14 protein-coding genes are annotated in these 15,627 nt (G+C 39.0%); 8 read left to right on the top strand and 6 right to left on the bottom strand.

Going from position 1 to position 15,627, the window contains the following annotated elements; all coding sequences use genetic code 11:
- Window positions 1–274: 274 nt before the first annotated feature.
- Window positions 275–640 carry a polymer-forming cytoskeletal protein gene (locus D0T56_RS02550; RefSeq protein WP_255490991.1) on the bottom strand — a complete coding sequence of 122 codons (366 nt, stop codon included), beginning with the start codon at window positions 638–640 and terminating at the stop codon, window positions 275–277.
- 103 nt (window positions 641–743) lie between these two features.
- On the opposite strand from D0T56_RS02550, the gene folB reads away from it, so the two are divergent.
- From folB to D0T56_RS02520, 6 genes are all read left to right on the top strand, one after another.
- A complete protein-coding gene (folB, locus tag D0T56_RS02545; RefSeq protein WP_163318562.1) occupies window positions 744–1,097 on the top strand; it encodes a dihydroneopterin aldolase in 354 nt (117 codons plus the stop codon).
- A 97-nt stretch (window positions 1,098–1,194) separates the two neighbouring features.
- On the top strand, window positions 1,195–1,722 hold the full coding sequence (locus D0T56_RS02540) for an RNA methyltransferase (RefSeq protein WP_163318561.1): 528 nt from the start codon (window positions 1,195–1,197) through the stop codon (window positions 1,720–1,722).
- A gap of 100 nt (window positions 1,723–1,822) precedes the next feature.
- Entirely contained in the window at window positions 1,823–2,272 is a 450-nt protein-coding gene (locus D0T56_RS02535) for a sigma-70 family RNA polymerase sigma factor (protein WP_163318560.1), read from the top strand.
- A 21-nt stretch (window positions 2,273–2,293) separates the two neighbouring features.
- Window positions 2,294–2,884, top strand: coding sequence for a hypothetical protein (locus D0T56_RS02530; RefSeq protein ID WP_163318559.1), 591 nt, complete (start codon window positions 2,294–2,296; stop codon window positions 2,882–2,884).
- Window positions 2,885–3,323: 439 nt separating this feature from the next.
- On the top strand, window positions 3,324–3,908 hold the full coding sequence (locus D0T56_RS02525) for a non-canonical purine NTP diphosphatase (protein ID WP_163318558.1): 585 nt from the start codon (window positions 3,324–3,326) through the stop codon (window positions 3,906–3,908).
- A gap of 10 nt (window positions 3,909–3,918) precedes the next feature.
- A complete protein-coding gene (locus D0T56_RS02520) occupies window positions 3,919–6,258 on the top strand; it encodes a hypothetical protein (RefSeq protein WP_221412324.1) in 2,340 nt (779 codons plus the stop codon).
- A 70-nt stretch (window positions 6,259–6,328) separates the two neighbouring features.
- On the opposite strand, the gene D0T56_RS02515 is transcribed toward D0T56_RS02520, so the two are convergent.
- From D0T56_RS02515 to dacB, 4 genes are all read right to left on the bottom strand, one after another.
- The gene (locus D0T56_RS02515) at window positions 6,329–7,144 is read right to left on the bottom strand and encodes a purine-nucleoside phosphorylase (protein ID WP_163318556.1); all 816 of its coding nucleotides are present in this window, start codon (window positions 7,142–7,144) and stop codon (window positions 6,329–6,331) included.
- A complete protein-coding gene (gene lpxK / locus D0T56_RS02510) occupies window positions 7,116–8,210 on the bottom strand; it encodes a tetraacyldisaccharide 4'-kinase (protein WP_163318555.1) in 1,095 nt (364 codons plus the stop codon). Before lpxK ends, D0T56_RS02515 begins: the two co-directional genes overlap by 29 nt.
- A 20-nt stretch (window positions 8,211–8,230) precedes the next feature.
- Window positions 8,231–10,006 carry a signal peptide peptidase SppA gene (gene sppA, locus D0T56_RS02505; RefSeq protein ID WP_163318554.1) on the bottom strand — a complete coding sequence of 592 codons (1,776 nt, stop codon included), beginning with the start codon at window positions 10,004–10,006 and terminating at the stop codon, window positions 8,231–8,233.
- Between the two features lie 195 nt (window positions 10,007–10,201).
- A complete protein-coding gene (gene dacB, locus D0T56_RS02500) occupies window positions 10,202–11,632 on the bottom strand; it encodes a D-alanyl-D-alanine carboxypeptidase/D-alanyl-D-alanine-endopeptidase (RefSeq protein WP_163318553.1) in 1,431 nt (476 codons plus the stop codon).
- Between the two features lie 658 nt (window positions 11,633–12,290).
- Here dacB and D0T56_RS02495 point away from each other — a divergent pair.
- Together D0T56_RS02495 and D0T56_RS02490 are read left to right on the top strand one after the other, a co-directional pair.
- Window positions 12,291–13,421 carry an AI-2E family transporter gene (locus tag D0T56_RS02495; protein ID WP_163318552.1) on the top strand — a complete coding sequence of 377 codons (1,131 nt, stop codon included), beginning with the start codon at window positions 12,291–12,293 and terminating at the stop codon, window positions 13,419–13,421.
- Window positions 13,422–13,472: 51 nt separating this feature from the next.
- Window positions 13,473–13,838: a DUF3127 domain-containing protein gene (locus tag D0T56_RS02490; protein ID WP_163318551.1), complete on the top strand. Its 366-nt coding sequence runs from the start codon at window positions 13,473–13,475 to the stop codon at window positions 13,836–13,838.
- Window positions 13,839–13,955: 117 nt separating this feature from the next.
- Here the strand turns inward: D0T56_RS02490 and D0T56_RS02485 are convergent, their stop codons facing one another.
- Window positions 13,956–15,185, bottom strand: a complete 1,230-nt coding sequence (locus D0T56_RS02485) for a hypothetical protein (protein ID WP_163318550.1) — start codon at window positions 15,183–15,185, stop codon at window positions 13,956–13,958.
- Window positions 15,186–15,627 lie beyond the last annotated feature (442 nt).

The raw sequence follows: 15,627 nt of genomic DNA, 5'->3' as shown, positions 1-15,627 counted from the left end.
TGGTTTTGACGATTTAGTCATGATTATTGCTTGCGGTCTGCATAATTTTAGAATTGCAAATTCATTGATTTTTAATCATATATAGTTTTATTGAATATAATGTCTATTAAATTGTATTATGATATGGTTTACTTTTACCTGATTATATAGTAAACAGGGTACAAGACGCAAGATACCGGTTTTTTCACTTGCGTTGCATGGGATTTGCAATCCCCCTGCTCGGCTGCTATCCGAATTCTGTAAAGATACTAAAAAAAATAGCCTCTATTAAAGGCTATTCATCTATTCTGCGGTCATTCATCTGACATGTTCCATAAAAAGAAGCGCCCGGTTCAATCTCTATTATCTGGGTTTTTATATTTCCATCCAGCCTGGCACTGGATCGTAATATAACAATCTCGGAGCATTGGATGTTTCCCGACACCTTGCCCATCAGGTCGAGGTTGTGACATTCTATGTCGCCCGAAACATTTCCATTGTTTCCCACAATTATTTTCCCACTACTAATAATATTCCCTTCAATTGTACCGTCGATACGTATATCGTCGCCTGTCACCAAATTTCCTGTCAACACTGTCCCCGAAGATAGCACGTTGTGCATACTGCTCGGATTTGGAGGTGTTATTTCTTTTCGCCCCATATTCATTAAAAAAAACGTTCGTTAGATAATATATAAGAAGGGCAAATATAAAAAAAAAACATAGTTTTGCACTTACTAAACAAAAGAAAGATGTTTTACGATTATGAAAACTTTCATTTTAATTGAAAACGCCCGGTTTTATGCTTATCACGGGGTATTTGAGCAAGAAAATATTGTTGGTAATACGTTCGTAGTCAACGTTAAAATTGAACTTAACGCTCTCTCTGCCTGTGAGAAAGACGACTTGGAAGGAACTGTGAGTTATGCCGATGTATTCGGTATAATTGAGCAGGAAATGCAAGTCAGATCGAAATTATTGGAGAATATTGGGTACCGAATTATTAAAAAACTTAAGTGCGAGTTCAAATTAATAGAAAAAATAGAATTGAAAATATCGAAAGAAAATCCTCCGATTGGTGGTCAGGTAGAACAGGCCAGTGTTGTTTTGATAGACTAAAGAATATTTTGTCATGCTGACGATAGGAAGCATCTGGAGAAGAGCAGATCCTTCGTTACACTCAGGATGACAAATTCTAAAAAAAATAGAAATAGACATGAGAAAACTTAAGATAACCGAACTGAACAGGCTTTCTGTTGATGAATATAAAGAAACCCGAAAAATTCCATTGGTGGTGGTGCTGGACAACATACGCAGCCTTAACAACATAGGTTCGGTGTTCAGAACATCCGATGCCTTTCTGGTAGACAGCATTTATCTTTGCGGAATAACCGCTACGCCTCCGAACGCTGAAATTCATAAAACAGCACTTGGTGCGGAACATTCCGTTTCGTGGAAATATTTTGAAGATACGCGAGCGGCTGTTTCCGAACTGAAAGAGGCTGGTTATCATATCTTCGCAATAGAGCAGGTAGAGAGCAGTGTTATGCTTGACAAACTTGCTGTTGATAAGGATAAAAAATATGCCGTTATTCTTGGCAATGAAGTGAAAGGGGTGCAACAGGATGTTGTAGATATGTGCGACGGAACCATAGAAATTCCCCAATTCGGAACCAAGCACTCCTTGAATGTTTCGGTAACGGCAGGCATTGTGATATGGGATTTCTTTAAACTCCTGAGCTGATTTTTAACATTCTCATTTGTGACAAAACTGCAAAACTATCGACTAACAATAATAAAATACAATAAACGTGCATAGGGGATCGGAACAGGAAAAGGAGTTTATGAGGGTGATACGTGAGCATGAGCGTATCATTTACAAAGTCACTTCTTTCTATGTGAGTGAAGATCAGCCTATCGGCGATTTGTATCAGGAGGTTGTTATCAACTTGTGGCGGGCTTATCCAAATTTCAGGGGCGAGAGCAAGATATCTACATGGATATACCGCATAGCACTGAATACTTGTGTGACTTTCTTTCGGAGGAGCAAGAATAAGCCTCAGTATGTAGATATAACGATGGATGTTCCGGATATTCCGGACAACAGCGACGATATTAAAACTTTATACAAACTTATAAACAGGCTAGGTAAGATTGAACGGGCATTGGTTTTGCTTTACCTGGACGATAAACCCTACAAGGAGATAGCCGAAATTACAGGATTGACGCCTACGAATGTGGCTACTAAATTGGGGCGGATTAAAGAAAAATTGAGAAAAATGTCGAACGAGTAAGAGTGAGGAGAACAATATAATATGGATTTAGACAACATAAAATCGAAGTGGAACAATCTGGATGTGGAGCCAACCATCAGCGAAGAAAAAATACGCAGAATGGTTGACAACAGAGGACAAGGTGCTTTGAGTAAACTGAAAAAAATGGAATTTATTTTTCTTTTTACCACTCTGTGCTGTATCCCTTTTCCGTTTATTCATAATATGATTTTTGTTCATGCACAGTACAATACAGTGCTTAAGGCATGTTATATAGCCACCTGTTTGATAATGTTTTGTTGGCAAATGTTCAAGTTTAGATATTTGAAAAATATTGATTTTGAAAAACAGGATATACTGACAAGTTCGAAAAAAATACTGCGATATAAAATGTATATTTCGTATGAAAAATGGGGTGGGGCGGTTTTTGCCATCCTGTTTATGTCTTCTTTCACCTACACTATTATCGGAAATCTACCGGAATATGCGAGGATATATTTTATCATCTACACTGCCATCATAATTGCGGCGATACTATTCATCGTCTTCTTGTTTTATAAAAAGACCTACCGGAAATTTATCCAGCAAATACAAGATTCATTGAAAGAAATAGAAGACTTCGAAACTGAATGACGCTTGCTTCAATTTTTTTTAATGTTGAATAGTGTGGTTGGATTACATTAGATAGATCTTTCGGGCAGAGCAGAGCCCTGCCCCTACAAACGCACCCCTACTCTCATTGCATTTTGTCGGATAAAATCCAACATTTTTCAACTACTGGTTCACATATTTTATGATTTTCGCAATTGGCTTTATTCTGTTGTTTTGAAAAAGTTGGGAAGACTTCTATGAAGTCATCTAGACTTTTTAAATTATACTTAATTTTTGAGTTTTTGTCATGTTGAACGTAGTGAAACATCTAAAAAAACAGATCCTTCGATACTCTCAGGATGACAAAATTGAATAAAACGGAAAAGTCTAGACGGTTTCTATATTAAAATACTTTCAATGTGATGTCTTTTCAATCTAAATTTAATATATTTGCCAAAGACCACTGTTTTTTACAATTACTATGTTTTTGAAAAAGTTGATTTTTGCGACAAATAACAAACACAAATTAGATGAAGTGAGAGCCATATTGGCAAACGATTTTGAAGTACTGAGTCTGGAAGACATCGGGTGCATTGTTGACATTCCGGAAACAGGAACAACCTTAGAAGAGAATGCGAAAATCAAAGCACAGTATGTAAAAAACAATTATAAGTTCGATTGTTTTGCAGATGATACAGGTTTGGAAGTGGAGGCTTTGAATAATGCTCCGGGTGTTCATTCGGCACGCTACGCCGGAGAAGACAAGGATTCTCAAAAAAATATAGAAAAACTTTTGTCCGAACTGAAAGGCAAAGAAAATAGGAAAGCCAGGTTCAGAACTGTTGTTGCGCTTATAATTGATGATGAAGAGCACTGTTTCGAAGGAGAGGTGAGAGGTGTTATAGCAAACTCATGCAAGGGCAACTCCGGCTTCGGATACGATCCGGTATTTGTTCCCGAAGGATATGATAAAACATTTGCCGAACTTAGTCTTGAAACAAAAAATACGATAAGCCACAGGGCTTTGGCAATAGACAAACTATGTAAATTCCTAAAAAATGAATAATAATCTAACTATGAATTATACAAAGACTATATTGATTGCTTCTTTCGTTTTTCTTTGTAATTTGCTATATGCTCAAACAGAAGAAAATACGTGGAAATCGCACTTCTCGTATGAAAAAGATGTAGAGCAACTAGCCACCGGAAATAGTGGCGAGGCATTTGCTGTTATTGATGGCAAGTTATTTAAATATGATGCTGTTTCAGGTGGTTATGACATCTGTTTTCGTCAAGACAGGGGCAACGATAAAGTTATGAAATTGGCATACAACAGTCTTCGGTCGGCATTACTCATTGTGAGAGAAAACAATAAAATGGATGTGATGACTTCCGATAAAACATTCTATTCCGTTCAAGGATTGGATTCTTCAAATCCGGCGTTAAACAAGAAGGTGAATGACATATTTATGTTGAATAATGTGGCTTATGTGGCCACAAATTTTGGCATTTATGCTATCGACATAGACAATAAAACAGTAAGACAGACATGTTTCTTCAATATTCCGGTATATTCTATAACATACCTTGATAACCAGTTTTTTGCTGCAACCAGTGATGGAGTGTATACGATACCCGAACAAAAGAACATTCAAGATATCTCGGAATGGAAGAAATTGAATCTGAGTAGCAAGTATGTCGGTTCGGTATCATTTTCCGATTCTGAAATATGTAAATTATCATCTTATCAGGATAAGTTGCATTTTTTAGTTTCGGATAAAGGTTTGTACACACTGTCCGATAGCGATAAAGTAGAGGACATTATTACCGGAACCAGTTCTGCTATAATGGTTTCGGAGAATATAGAACATCTTGCTGTTTATCAAAAGAACAAAATTTATTATTTTTCGGGTTACAAGTCTTACAAATCATACGATACAAATAATCTAATTACCCTTTCATATGCAAATTATTCCTCCGGCCTGTTTTGGGTTGCATTCAATGGAAGTAGATTGTCTCAGATTCAGCTTGACCTGAATGGATCAAGTATATCTCAACTGAAAAGTAATTTAAGACCTAATGGGCCTCATAGCAATTATCCATTTTTCATGGCATATACCGGAGGGAAAGTAAGAGTTGTTAGCGGAGGCTATTACCTTGACAACTACAATTATCCGGGACAGCTTAGCGAATGGGACAATAACTCGTGGTTTAACTATCCGGCTGTAAATGGGGGGAGAATTGATTTTTCGAATGTTATAAGCGACCCGGAAGATTCAGATCACCTATTTGTAACCAGCTGGGGAATGGGTATTTATGAATATAAATCGAAAGGCGATCCTTATTTATATAATAGCTCCACTACCGGAGGTAAATTTTTGCCTATAAGTGGTTGGTATGGTTTTTTGCGTGTCAATGGGTTAGCTTTTGATAAGAATGGGGTATTATGGACTGTTGGATCACATACAAAAACTAAAATATATTCTTTCGAAAGAAAAAGTGGACCTTGGGAAATCAAAGCACATTATATCCCGGAATCGGAATTTCTTGGAACAAATAGTAAATCTTTAGCTATTGATAGTTATAGCAATAAGTGGTGTGGGGGAGAGCGTGGAGACTTCCCGAACTTGGTTCTTTTTAATGAAAACGGAACACTAGGAGACTCGTCGGATGACAAATCGAAAGTTGTTTCTTCCTTTCTTGATGAGAATGGAAATAGGCTAGATATAGAGCGCTTTATGAGGATGGTTGAAGACAAAAAGAAAACCATGTGGATTTGTACAAACATAGGCGTTTTTACTATTAAAGTAACAGAGGATTTATTAGATAACGACATTCGGTTTGGTTATGCGAAAACAATAGACAAGGGGTCGGGCAATTTGATAAATTTATTCGAAAATACGTTTGTCCGCTCAGTAGCAATAGACAGAATGAACAGAAAGTGGTTTGCCACTGACGATCTTGGTTTATTTTTGATGGATGAAGATGGGAGAGAAACAATTTATAACTTTACAACAGAAAATAGTTGCCTTCCATCAAATTGTATTTTTGATGTGGTTGTAGATAATGACAATGATATTGTATATGTTGGAACCGATAAAGGGATGGTTTCGTTTAAGTGTACACCTTCAAGCGCAAGTTCCAGAGAAATATCGGTTCTTGTTCAGCCAGCATCAATGTCTGTGAACGGAACCAAACAGGTTAATATATTCGGACTGAAACCAAATTCGTATCTGAAATTGGCTGATGAGAAAGGTAATTTAGTTTTGGAAACAAATGCAGTAAAAGGTGAGTATTTATGGAATCTGAAAGATAATACCGGAACTATCGTAACACCCGGATTGTATTATATATTCGGAACGGATGAATTTGACAAAACAGGGATGGTTGGGACAGTGTCCGTCACAAATGAATAGAAAGACATTGTGCATATATACAAAAAAAGGAAACCCGGTCAGGTTTCCTTTTTTGTTATGTTTTCTTTCATTAGCTAATTCGCCGGATGATTTCTTCCATGATGAGCGCCATTTTGGGTTGGGCTATTTTGGCCGCTTCCTGCACTTCTTCGTGCGACACTTCCACAATCTTACCGATCACACCCAAATCGGTGATTATAGAGAACGCCAGAACCTTCATTTTAGCATGATTGGCGACGATAACTTCCGGCACAGTTGACATGCCCACAGCATCACCTCCAATTATTTTGAAATAATTGTATTCCGATGGCGTTTCAAAGGTAGGACCTGATGTACCCACATATACTCCGTATTGCAGTTTTATGTTGTTCTCCTTTGCAATGTCAGTCGCCATTTTCCTTAGTTCTTTGTTGTAGGCTTCGCTCATATCGGGAAAACGGGTTCCCAGTTCGTTGAAGTTCTTGCCTCTGAGCGGATGTTCGGGAAACAGGTTGATGTGGTCTTCAATCAGCATGATGTCTCCTATCTCGAAGCTGCTGTTCATTCCTCCGGCAGCATTAGACACGAAAAGATAATCAATGCCCAACGCTTTGAAAACCCGAACAGGAAAAGTAACTTCTTTCATGTTATATCCTTCGTAGTAGTGAAAGCGTCCTTGCATTGCCAGCACGTCTTTTCCCCCTAGTTTTCCGAAGATCAGTTTTCCGCTGTGCCCCTCTACTGTGGAAACAGGAAAGTTGGGAATTTCTTCATAAGGAATTTCTTTTTTCTCGGTAATGACATTTACCAATTCGCCCAACCCTGTGCCAAGTATGATGGCATAGTTTGGTATTACCGTTATCTTACTTTTAATGTAATCAGCTGTTTGTTGTATCTTCTGTAACATGCTTAATTATTTTATCGTTAAATGTTTCTTTATCTTCTGCATTAACAAACTTTATTTCTATCGGCAGATAGTAGATAGCGTTTCTCACGTCGTCACTTATCCCCGGCATCGATTTTAATCTTGCTGCATCTTTTTCAGTTACCACTACCATTTTATCGTTGCCACTCATTTTTGCAAATCGTTTGTTGATAGCAACAATATCTCTCCTCTGAAAGTTGTGGTGATCGGGAAAAATCATTGTCTCAACAAATTTTGTAGACCGATTCAGCTTCTTTATCAGAGGGTGGGGCGAGGCAATGCCCGTAACCAGCAAAACCGTTTTACCTTTTAGCTGCGATAGCTTTGCTTTAGGCTTCTTTTCGCTGAAAAGGGGTGTCAACTCGCCATAAGAGAGTGATGTATAAAATAAATACTGATAAGGAAAAGGATTCAACTCGTGATTTAGTATCCGTTGGTCGATGGGTTTCAGGTCTTCCGGGCACTTTGTTACGATTATTATATTTGCACTTTCCGAGTATAATGCCGGTTCGCGCAATCTTCCGGCAGGCAATAGCGCATCAAACGTGTACAACCTGTTGTAATCGGTCAGAAGGATGGAAAAAGATGGCTTCACATACTTGTGCTGGTAAGCATCATCCAGAAGGATGATTTGAGGGCGGGATGCTTCGGGCAGCGAGAGGAGCTTTTCTATTCCTTTGCATCTGTTTTCCGATACGGCAAAAGTCACATCGGGAAATTTAAGCAACATCTGATATGGTTCGTCTCCTATGTCCTTGTATGTAGATGTCTTATCGGCAAGGATATATCCTGAGGTTTTGCGTTTATAGCCACGGCTCAAAACTGCTATCCGGTAATTATTCTTCAATAATGTTATGAGATACTCTATATGCGGAGTCTTACCTGTTCCTCCCACAGTGAGGTTTCCGACACAGATAACAGGAATGTCGTATGATTTTTGTTTGAGGATGCCCCATTGGAAGAACTTATTGCGTAGATACACAACAAATCCGTACAACCAAGATAATGGTAATAAATATTTCCTGATATGTACGGTATGTTTACTCATTCATCGTGTTTCATGCAATTTTAGCGAACTTCCATTTCAAATGGCATACGGGCTTGCATATAATCCTGATTTTTCAATTCTCTCAAAGTTTTGACAATCTCGTAGTCTGCACCCAAATATTCTTTCAGGGCACGGGTTGCCAGTTCTTCTTGATTGGAGTTCAATATCGTTTCAAAAAACTCCTTTTTATGCGGATATTCCGTTGTTGAATAGTCTGTCAATTCTGCTAATTCGGCAGCTATTGAGATCGCTTTTTCCAAACCGCCCAGTTCATCCACAAGCCCAAGTTTCAGAGCTTGCTTACCAGACCATACACGACCCTCGGCAATAAGGGCAAGAGAGTCTTTCGGCATTTTTCTTCCGTCGGCACAACGTGTAAGGAACAGATCATAACCACGCTCTACGTAGGCCTGTAACAATCTTTTTTCGTCATCACGCATTGGGCGAGTGAAGTCTCCGAAGTCGGAATACCTGTTTGTCTTCACTTTATCGAAAGACAATCCTATTTTTTTAGTCAAACCTTCCACATTAGGGAACATGCCAAAAATTCCGATCGAACCGGTCAGCGTTGCCGGCTGTGCAACAATCTTGTTTGCGTTGCAAGAAATGTAGTATCCTCCCGAGGCGGCATAATCGCCCATCGACACTACTATCGGCTTTTTAGCTTTCACTTCCGAAACGGCTTTCCATATCTGTTCCGAGGCATAGGCACTTCCCCCTCGCGAATTTACTCTGAAAACCACGGCTTTCACATCATCGTCATTTTTCAGTTTTTCCAATTGCTTCACCACATCCCTGTCAACGATGGTTCTGTCGTCGTCGGTGTCGGTTTCGGCAGACACGATGCTACCTTCGGCATATAAAACTGCAATCTGAGGTTTTTCCGTATTTATTTTTATTTCGTCTAAAAGAACGAAACTCATATTGTCAATGCTTGCGAGATTCAGTTTGTCGTCCTTTTCTATTCCTACCATAGTTTTCAAATAATCTTTCACTTCCGATGGGTAAAGCAAAGAATCTACAAAGCGATTGTCTATCAAGAATTTCTGGTCTTGAAACGTTACGAGCGAATCGGTAAATATATTGAGTTGCTCAACGGAAATATTTCTCGAATTGGATATTCCTGTCAGCATCTCGCCCCAAAGGTCGCCCATATAAGCCGTTATTTGTTGCCTGTTTGGCTCACTCATCTTGTCGGAAGAATATGGTTCGACAGCCGATTTGAAAGTGCCGACTTTAAATATTTGCATTTCGATGCCCAATTTGTCGAACAAACCTTTATAGTAGGTTGGTACAGCTGCCAGACCGTGCATATCTACTTGTCCTTGCGGATTCAGGAATACTTTGTCGGCCATAGACGAAAGGTAATAACAACCTTGCGTGTATACGTCTCCGTATGCAACGACAAATTTGCCGCTTTCCTTGAAGTCGGTCAAAGCATTACGTATTTCTTGCAGGGAGGCTGTTGAAGCCGAAAACATTCCGGCGTGTATGTAAATACCTTTTATTTTGTCGTTGCTCTTGGCTTTTTTTATAGAACCGAGAATGTCGTCAAGTCCGATTTCGGTAACCGATTCCACGCCTAACATTTTGAACAAGGGATTTTTTACGCTTGTCCGTTCAAACAAGACGCCCTCCAGCTTCAGCTCCAAAACAGTATTTTCTTTCAGTGAAAAAGAACCGGATGATGAACTTACAATAATTGATACGATAAGAATTCCTAATAGGAAAAACAAGAAAGTAGCGACTAAAACACCGACTACCGTAGAAAATACATTTTTAAAAAACTGTCTCATTTTAATTCAAAATATATGCAAATAACAAAAATAAATAAAAATCAGGACAATATGCCCTTTCACAAGAGATAAAAATGAAAGGAACAACATGCCTGTCAAAATATTATAAGTCGCACTAATTGGAATTTTGTCACAGAACTCTTGTTTGTGAACAAAATGGGGGTTCTTTATGCACCCGCAGACGAAAGAAACAAGTCAAAATACATCCAGCAATAGCTTCTCTATTGCTTTGACCACATTTCGCCGTTGACCTGTGAAATTATTTACCATCACGGCAAATGGGTATTTATTCTTCCCCACAATCACATAACCGGCATAGCATTGCACATTGGCAATACTCCCGCTTTTGAGGTGTACTTTCCCTTCCAGACGGGTTCCTTTCAACAAGTTTCTCACAGTTCCTTCTTTTCCTGCCCTTGGCAGAGACTCGAAAAAAGCGTCCTTGTGTTTCGATTTCGTATTCATATAGTGAAGAATACCACAAATAAATTCGGCACTGACGGCGTTAGACGGAGCCAATCCGCAGCCATCGTACATAAACAGGGCATCGGTATTCAATCCCTTCTCTTTCCACAGTTTCTTTGCCTGATTGATGCTTTCGGCTAAAACGTTTTTTGAGTCGGAACCTTGCTTCTTTCCCACCAAACGGATGAGATGCTCTGTGTAATGATTGTTGCTGCGCACATTCACCACACGGATTATGTCTTTGAGAGTGGGTGAGTGGTGAGTGTAGAATACTTTATATTTGCTCTTACTATCATTTCCCTCGAAAGGGATAGTTCGGATCGTATTTATTGCTCCAACCTGAATGCCACTATCAGCAAGGCAGGTTGCTAATGTTTGTCCCAGATAAAAACCGGGATAGGGGATGTCTCCTTTTATGCTGAACGATTTTTTGTTGACAGGAATGTCACCCATCAACAGCCTGTCGTGCGAAAAAGGTTCACCCAAAATGTAGCCATTATCCTGGCCTGTTTTGTTTAAGGTCATATTGTTAGTAAATACCAGATCCGGCATGTCAGGTTCTGTCCTTACAATTACAGGACGATCGGACAAATCAAGACCCTGTGTGTCGAAAAACAACCTGTATGTGTTATCGAAAATGCTGATTCCGTAACTTCCTGCCGCAAAGTAATTGCCCATATCTTCACGAATCCATTTTCTGGAAATCCCGTCATATCCAAAATAACTGTCGTCGATTGTGATATCAACAGGCTGCCCTTTCACATTCTTTTCAATTGCCCGATACCATTTGCCGATAAACGCTTTGGCCGGTTCGTCCATATATTCCGAACCTAGCGTGGGATCGCCATATCCCGTAATCAGAAGCCTGCTTGGCGATAGGCTGTCGACAGCCAACTCAGTCTTGATGCGATAGTCGCTGCCAAGAACTTCCAAAGCCGTTGAGGTAGTCACCAATTTCAGAACGGAAGCGGGTGTCAGTGACTTTTGCTTATCGTGTTGATACAATATCTTTCCTGTATTGTCCATAGCGCAAAACCCAAGGGAAGCATTTTCCAGACCTTTTGTTTTGACAAAAGCATCTATCGCCTGCTTTTTATTCTGAGAAAAGAGTGAAGCTGACAAGGAAAAAATAAATATCAGCAAATAAGCCTTTAGTTTCATCGACAAAAAAATAGAATTGTTGAAAAATCAAATATCTTTGTAAAGATAAAATTAAATAATGTGAATCAGTAGTTGAAAAACGTTCTTTTATTTTGAAGTCATCTAGACTTTTTCGTTTTATTCAATTTTGTCATCCTGAGAGTATCGAAGGATCTGTTTTTTAGATGTTTCACTACGTTCAACATGACAAAAACTCAAAAATTAAGTATAATTTAAAAAGTCTAGATGACTTCTTTGAATAAATTGCATTTGTCCGTTAGGAACAACGTATAGCAGGCGTAAAATTTACGCCCGAATATCAACAATACCTGTTCTCCGGAGTTTGTAACCCCGGAGTATTATTTTCCGGATTTTAAATCCGTACAGTAGCTAAGGGCGTGTGTCAAAAGTTCCAAATTTCAGAAAATAACCCCCAGCCCCTAAAGGGGTGTATCGATTATCAATTGTTTAAAAAGTCCCCTTTAGGGGATCTAGGGGTAGAAAAGACTTTTGGCACACGCTCGACGACAGGTTGTTGACTGATAACTGTTTTTATAGATGCTTCGCGTTGCTCAGCATGACAAATCTTTCGGGCAGACCGAAATGTTATTTCTACTCCACCCGGAAAAGGTAGAATAAAAAAAGAAGACTTAATATCAGACATAAAGAAAAAAAAAATATGGAGTATCGCGATTATGAAAAACCCTTTACTTTCGACAGGGTTGTGAGGCTGGTCATCAGCATTGCTTTGTTTGCTTTTGGTATCTACCTGATCTATATTCTCAGCAGTGTTCTCCTTCCTTTTCTTGTGGCTTGGCTGATAGCTTATTTGCTTAATCCTGTTGTCCGTTTTTTTCAGAACAAAATAAGAATAAAGAATCGGTTGGCATCCGTCACGCTTACTTTTGTGCTTATGATAGGGATAATCATAGGTGTTGTAGTGGGTATTACCCCGTTGGTGGAAGACGAAATCAACCAGATCAACCAGCTTATAGCTTCATATCACCTGCAAACGCTTAACATAGAAGGACTTCCTGTAAGTATGCGGGAGTTTGTAAATCAATATTTAGACTTTAATAAAATAAGAGAAGCCATATCAAAACAACAAGCACAAGAGGCCATTAAGTATCTTATTCCTACTGTCCGAGGCATTTTGTCAAGCGGTATATCCGTCTTGTTAGGTGCTACCGTGATTTTCATAATCATACTTTATCTTATTTTCATATTGCTCGATTATGAAAAGATCAACAAGCTGTGGATAAACCTCATTCCTCCCAAATACAGGGCTTCGGTGCAGAAACTTGCATCGAACGTAGAATTCAGCATGAACAGGTATTTTCGCCATCAGGCACTCATCTGCCTGATTGTGGGAACGTTGTTTGCTATATGCTTCCAGATTGTGGGCCTTCCGCTCTCTATCCTGATGGGAATATTAATTGCCATCTTGCACATGATACCATACATGCATGCTCTTACCATAGTTCCCGCAGCAATGCTTTGCTGGCTGAACGTTGCCCAGACCGGAGGAAGTTTTTGGGCTCAGTTTGGGGTTATCTTCCTCATATACATAGGCATACAATGTATTATAGACCTGGTTCTTACTCCTAAGATAATGGGGAAGGCAATGGGTCTGAATCCGGCAATCATATTGCTCTCGCTTTCGATATGGGGTTCGTTGATGGGCATTGTGGGTATGATTATAGCCATACCGATGACGACCTTGCTTTTGTCGTATTATCAACAATTTATCGATTCAATGGCGTCAGACATTGAGCCTAAAGAAAAGCCCGGCGACAAACAAGATGGATAAATCAGTATTTTTTGTACCTTTGGCGTTCAAAATTAATTAAAAAATATATTCATGCAATTAACAGCAAAATTAATACAGGTATTACCTTTGCAAACAGGAACCGGGAAAAACGGCGAGTGGAAAAAACAAGATATAGTTGTCGAAACAGACGGGCAATATCCTAAAAAAGTATGTATCTCTATCTGGGGAGATAAAGCCAGCGAATCAGTCTTGCAGGTAGGCAATGTTTTGGATATATCGTTCGATGTTGAAAGTCGTGAATATAACGGACGCTGGTATACGGACGTAAAGGCTTGGAAAATTGACTTGGTTGGAGCCAATGCAGCAGGCACGCCTCCTTCCTATCCTGCTCCTGACATGGCATCTGCCCCTCCTGTCGACTTGTCGGGTGACGGAACAGACGATTTGCCATTCTAAGAAATTCCGAGAATTAATATAAAAAACAAAAGAGTTTGCTCACTCTTGAGCAAACTCTTTTCATCTTCAACTTATTTGAATAAAATAACCATGTGTGGTTGGTTATGTGCTGTTATGTTATAGCTTTACCTTGCTGGCTACTTCTCCTATACGAACGATAACTATTTGTCCCGAATTGATGTCGGATATTTCCGTAACTGCTTCCGAAGCTATACCTGTGTAAAGTATGCGTCCGCTCAGGTCGCTGACTGTGATTTTCTCGCCTCCATTTGCTTTCACTGTCAGGATGCCATTGTTTGCGTATGCATAAGCAGCCTGAGAAGTTTCGTCGTCCATCCCTACGGTTGAGTTATCTTGAAATTTATAAGCCACAATACCATTTTCTGCCGCCATTGCAAATATCTTCACATGATCTGCTTGAACATCTACACAAATTGGTGTTATTGCAGGAGATTTCCCTTTATCTGAATTGCCTAAATCGTCAGTGATAAATACTTCTTCTGCTTTGTTTAGTCCGGCTGTAATGTCCAGTATACGTATTGCTCCAAAACTTCCATGTGCAATTATCAGATATTCTTTACCTTTAAATTTGAAGTATGCGCCACCAGAATTTGTCCCGGAAGGGGCAGCATCAACGCCTGCCATCTCAACAAAAGTAAAATCTGTCTTGTTGAATAATTTGGGTTTAGGGTTTTGAAAAACATAGAAAAACGAATTTTCATCTTTTACGATTGCTAACGCAGATGTTAAGGAGGAAACAGCAGCATCAATTTGTCCCGAAAGAACAGGTGTTCCGAATACGCCGTTTGCCATTGGGATATATCCCACTTTGTTAGAGTTGCTTGCAAATGCTATATATCCACCTTCTGCTGTATTTCTGTTTCCATATATGTCAAAATAGTCTGATCTACCCATGCCATTAACAGTTACATTGCCCAGGGAAGTTGTACTTGCCGTGGCAAGGTCGCAAGAAGTAAATATAAAGTAAGTTGAGCCGGTACCGCTACTACCCAATATTGCTTCTCCATCGTCGGTTATAGCGATACAGTTTTTGTACCAGAAGTTAGGATTGGCTATTAAAGTAGTTGTTACGTCACCCAAGGTTGTACCATCGGCCGTATTAACTTTTGCGATGTTGCCATTACCCATGTTGTTTATATATAAAACGTCATTATGCACAGCCATTGAGCGTTGAGACATGTTCCATACATAAGGAACCATATAAGATGGTACTCCGTTCTTGTTCAAAGAAAATTCCCATAAAGGTTCTAATTTCAGGTTTGAAAGGGCCGACAAGGATGATACTAGTACACACAAACTTACAAGTGAAAGGTATAATTTTTTCATATCCGTATGATTTTAGGTTAGTAATTCACTTTACTAAAAGCAAATATAACACATAAAATCATAGTTGATTACAAATTTTCCTATATATTATGTTTTGTTTATTTATTTTAAATGAAATTAATATATCGTTACTAAATTTAATATTTTGTGCTATCTCTTACATAACTGCCTGTGTATGGGCAAAATACTAAGCATTTGAGGCATGTTGAGCATCGACGTACATCTACAATACTACCCGTGGTGCATTTAGTACTTTGATATAAACTCATTTATTATAAGATTCATATCGGTTTTGTCATTTTGAGCGAAGTGAAAAATCATGATGTTTCAATTCAGACCCTTCGTTTTACTCAGAGGGTGTCCCAAAAGTAAATTTTAATGTCTTTTTGTCATCCTGAACAAAGTGAAGGATCTGTTTTTAGAAAGTACAGATTCTTCATTG

The sequence above is a fragment of the Dysgonomonas sp. 520 genome (genome assembly GCF_010501095.1).
Lineage (GTDB): Bacteria > Bacteroidota > Bacteroidia > Bacteroidales > Dysgonomonadaceae > QVMP01.
Note: the sequence above shows the minus strand (reverse complement) of the source record. Positions and strands in the feature narration are given on the sequence as shown.

What these genes read in the sequence shown, in the direction of transcription:
- D0T56_RS02520 (WP_221412324.1), top strand. Translation starts at nt 3,919, where the DNA reads ATGAATTATACAAAGACTATATTGATTGCTTCTTTCGTTTTTCTTTGT.
- D0T56_RS02485 (WP_163318550.1), bottom strand. Translation starts at nt 15,185, where the DNA reads ATGAAAAAATTATACCTTTCACTTGTAAGTTTGTGTGTACTAGTATCA.
- D0T56_RS02490 (WP_163318551.1), top strand. Translation starts at nt 13,473, where the DNA reads ATGCAATTAACAGCAAAATTAATACAGGTATTACCTTTGCAAACAGGA.
- D0T56_RS02535 (WP_163318560.1), top strand. Translation starts at nt 1,823, where the DNA reads ATGAGGGTGATACGTGAGCATGAGCGTATCATTTACAAAGTCACTTCT.
- dacB (WP_163318553.1), bottom strand. Translation starts at nt 11,632, where the DNA reads ATGAAACTAAAGGCTTATTTGCTGATATTTATTTTTTCCTTGTCAGCT.
- sppA (WP_163318554.1), bottom strand. Translation starts at nt 10,006, where the DNA reads ATGAGACAGTTTTTTAAAAATGTATTTTCTACGGTAGTCGGTGTTTTA.
- lpxK (WP_163318555.1), bottom strand. Translation starts at nt 8,210, where the DNA reads ATGAGTAAACATACCGTACATATCAGGAAATATTTATTACCATTATCT.
- D0T56_RS02530 (WP_163318559.1), top strand. Translation starts at nt 2,294, where the DNA reads ATGGATTTAGACAACATAAAATCGAAGTGGAACAATCTGGATGTGGAG.
- D0T56_RS02515 (WP_163318556.1), bottom strand. Translation starts at nt 7,144, where the DNA reads ATGTTACAGAAGATACAACAAACAGCTGATTACATTAAAAGTAAGATA.
- D0T56_RS02495 (WP_163318552.1), top strand. Translation starts at nt 12,291, where the DNA reads ATGGAGTATCGCGATTATGAAAAACCCTTTACTTTCGACAGGGTTGTG.
- D0T56_RS02550 (WP_255490991.1), bottom strand. Translation starts at nt 640, where the DNA reads ATGGGGCGAAAAGAAATAACACCTCCAAATCCGAGCAGTATGCACAAC.
- folB (WP_163318562.1), top strand. Translation starts at nt 744, where the DNA reads ATGAAAACTTTCATTTTAATTGAAAACGCCCGGTTTTATGCTTATCAC.
- D0T56_RS02525 (WP_163318558.1), top strand. Translation starts at nt 3,324, where the DNA reads ATGTTTTTGAAAAAGTTGATTTTTGCGACAAATAACAAACACAAATTA.
- D0T56_RS02540 (WP_163318561.1), top strand. Translation starts at nt 1,195, where the DNA reads ATGAGAAAACTTAAGATAACCGAACTGAACAGGCTTTCTGTTGATGAA.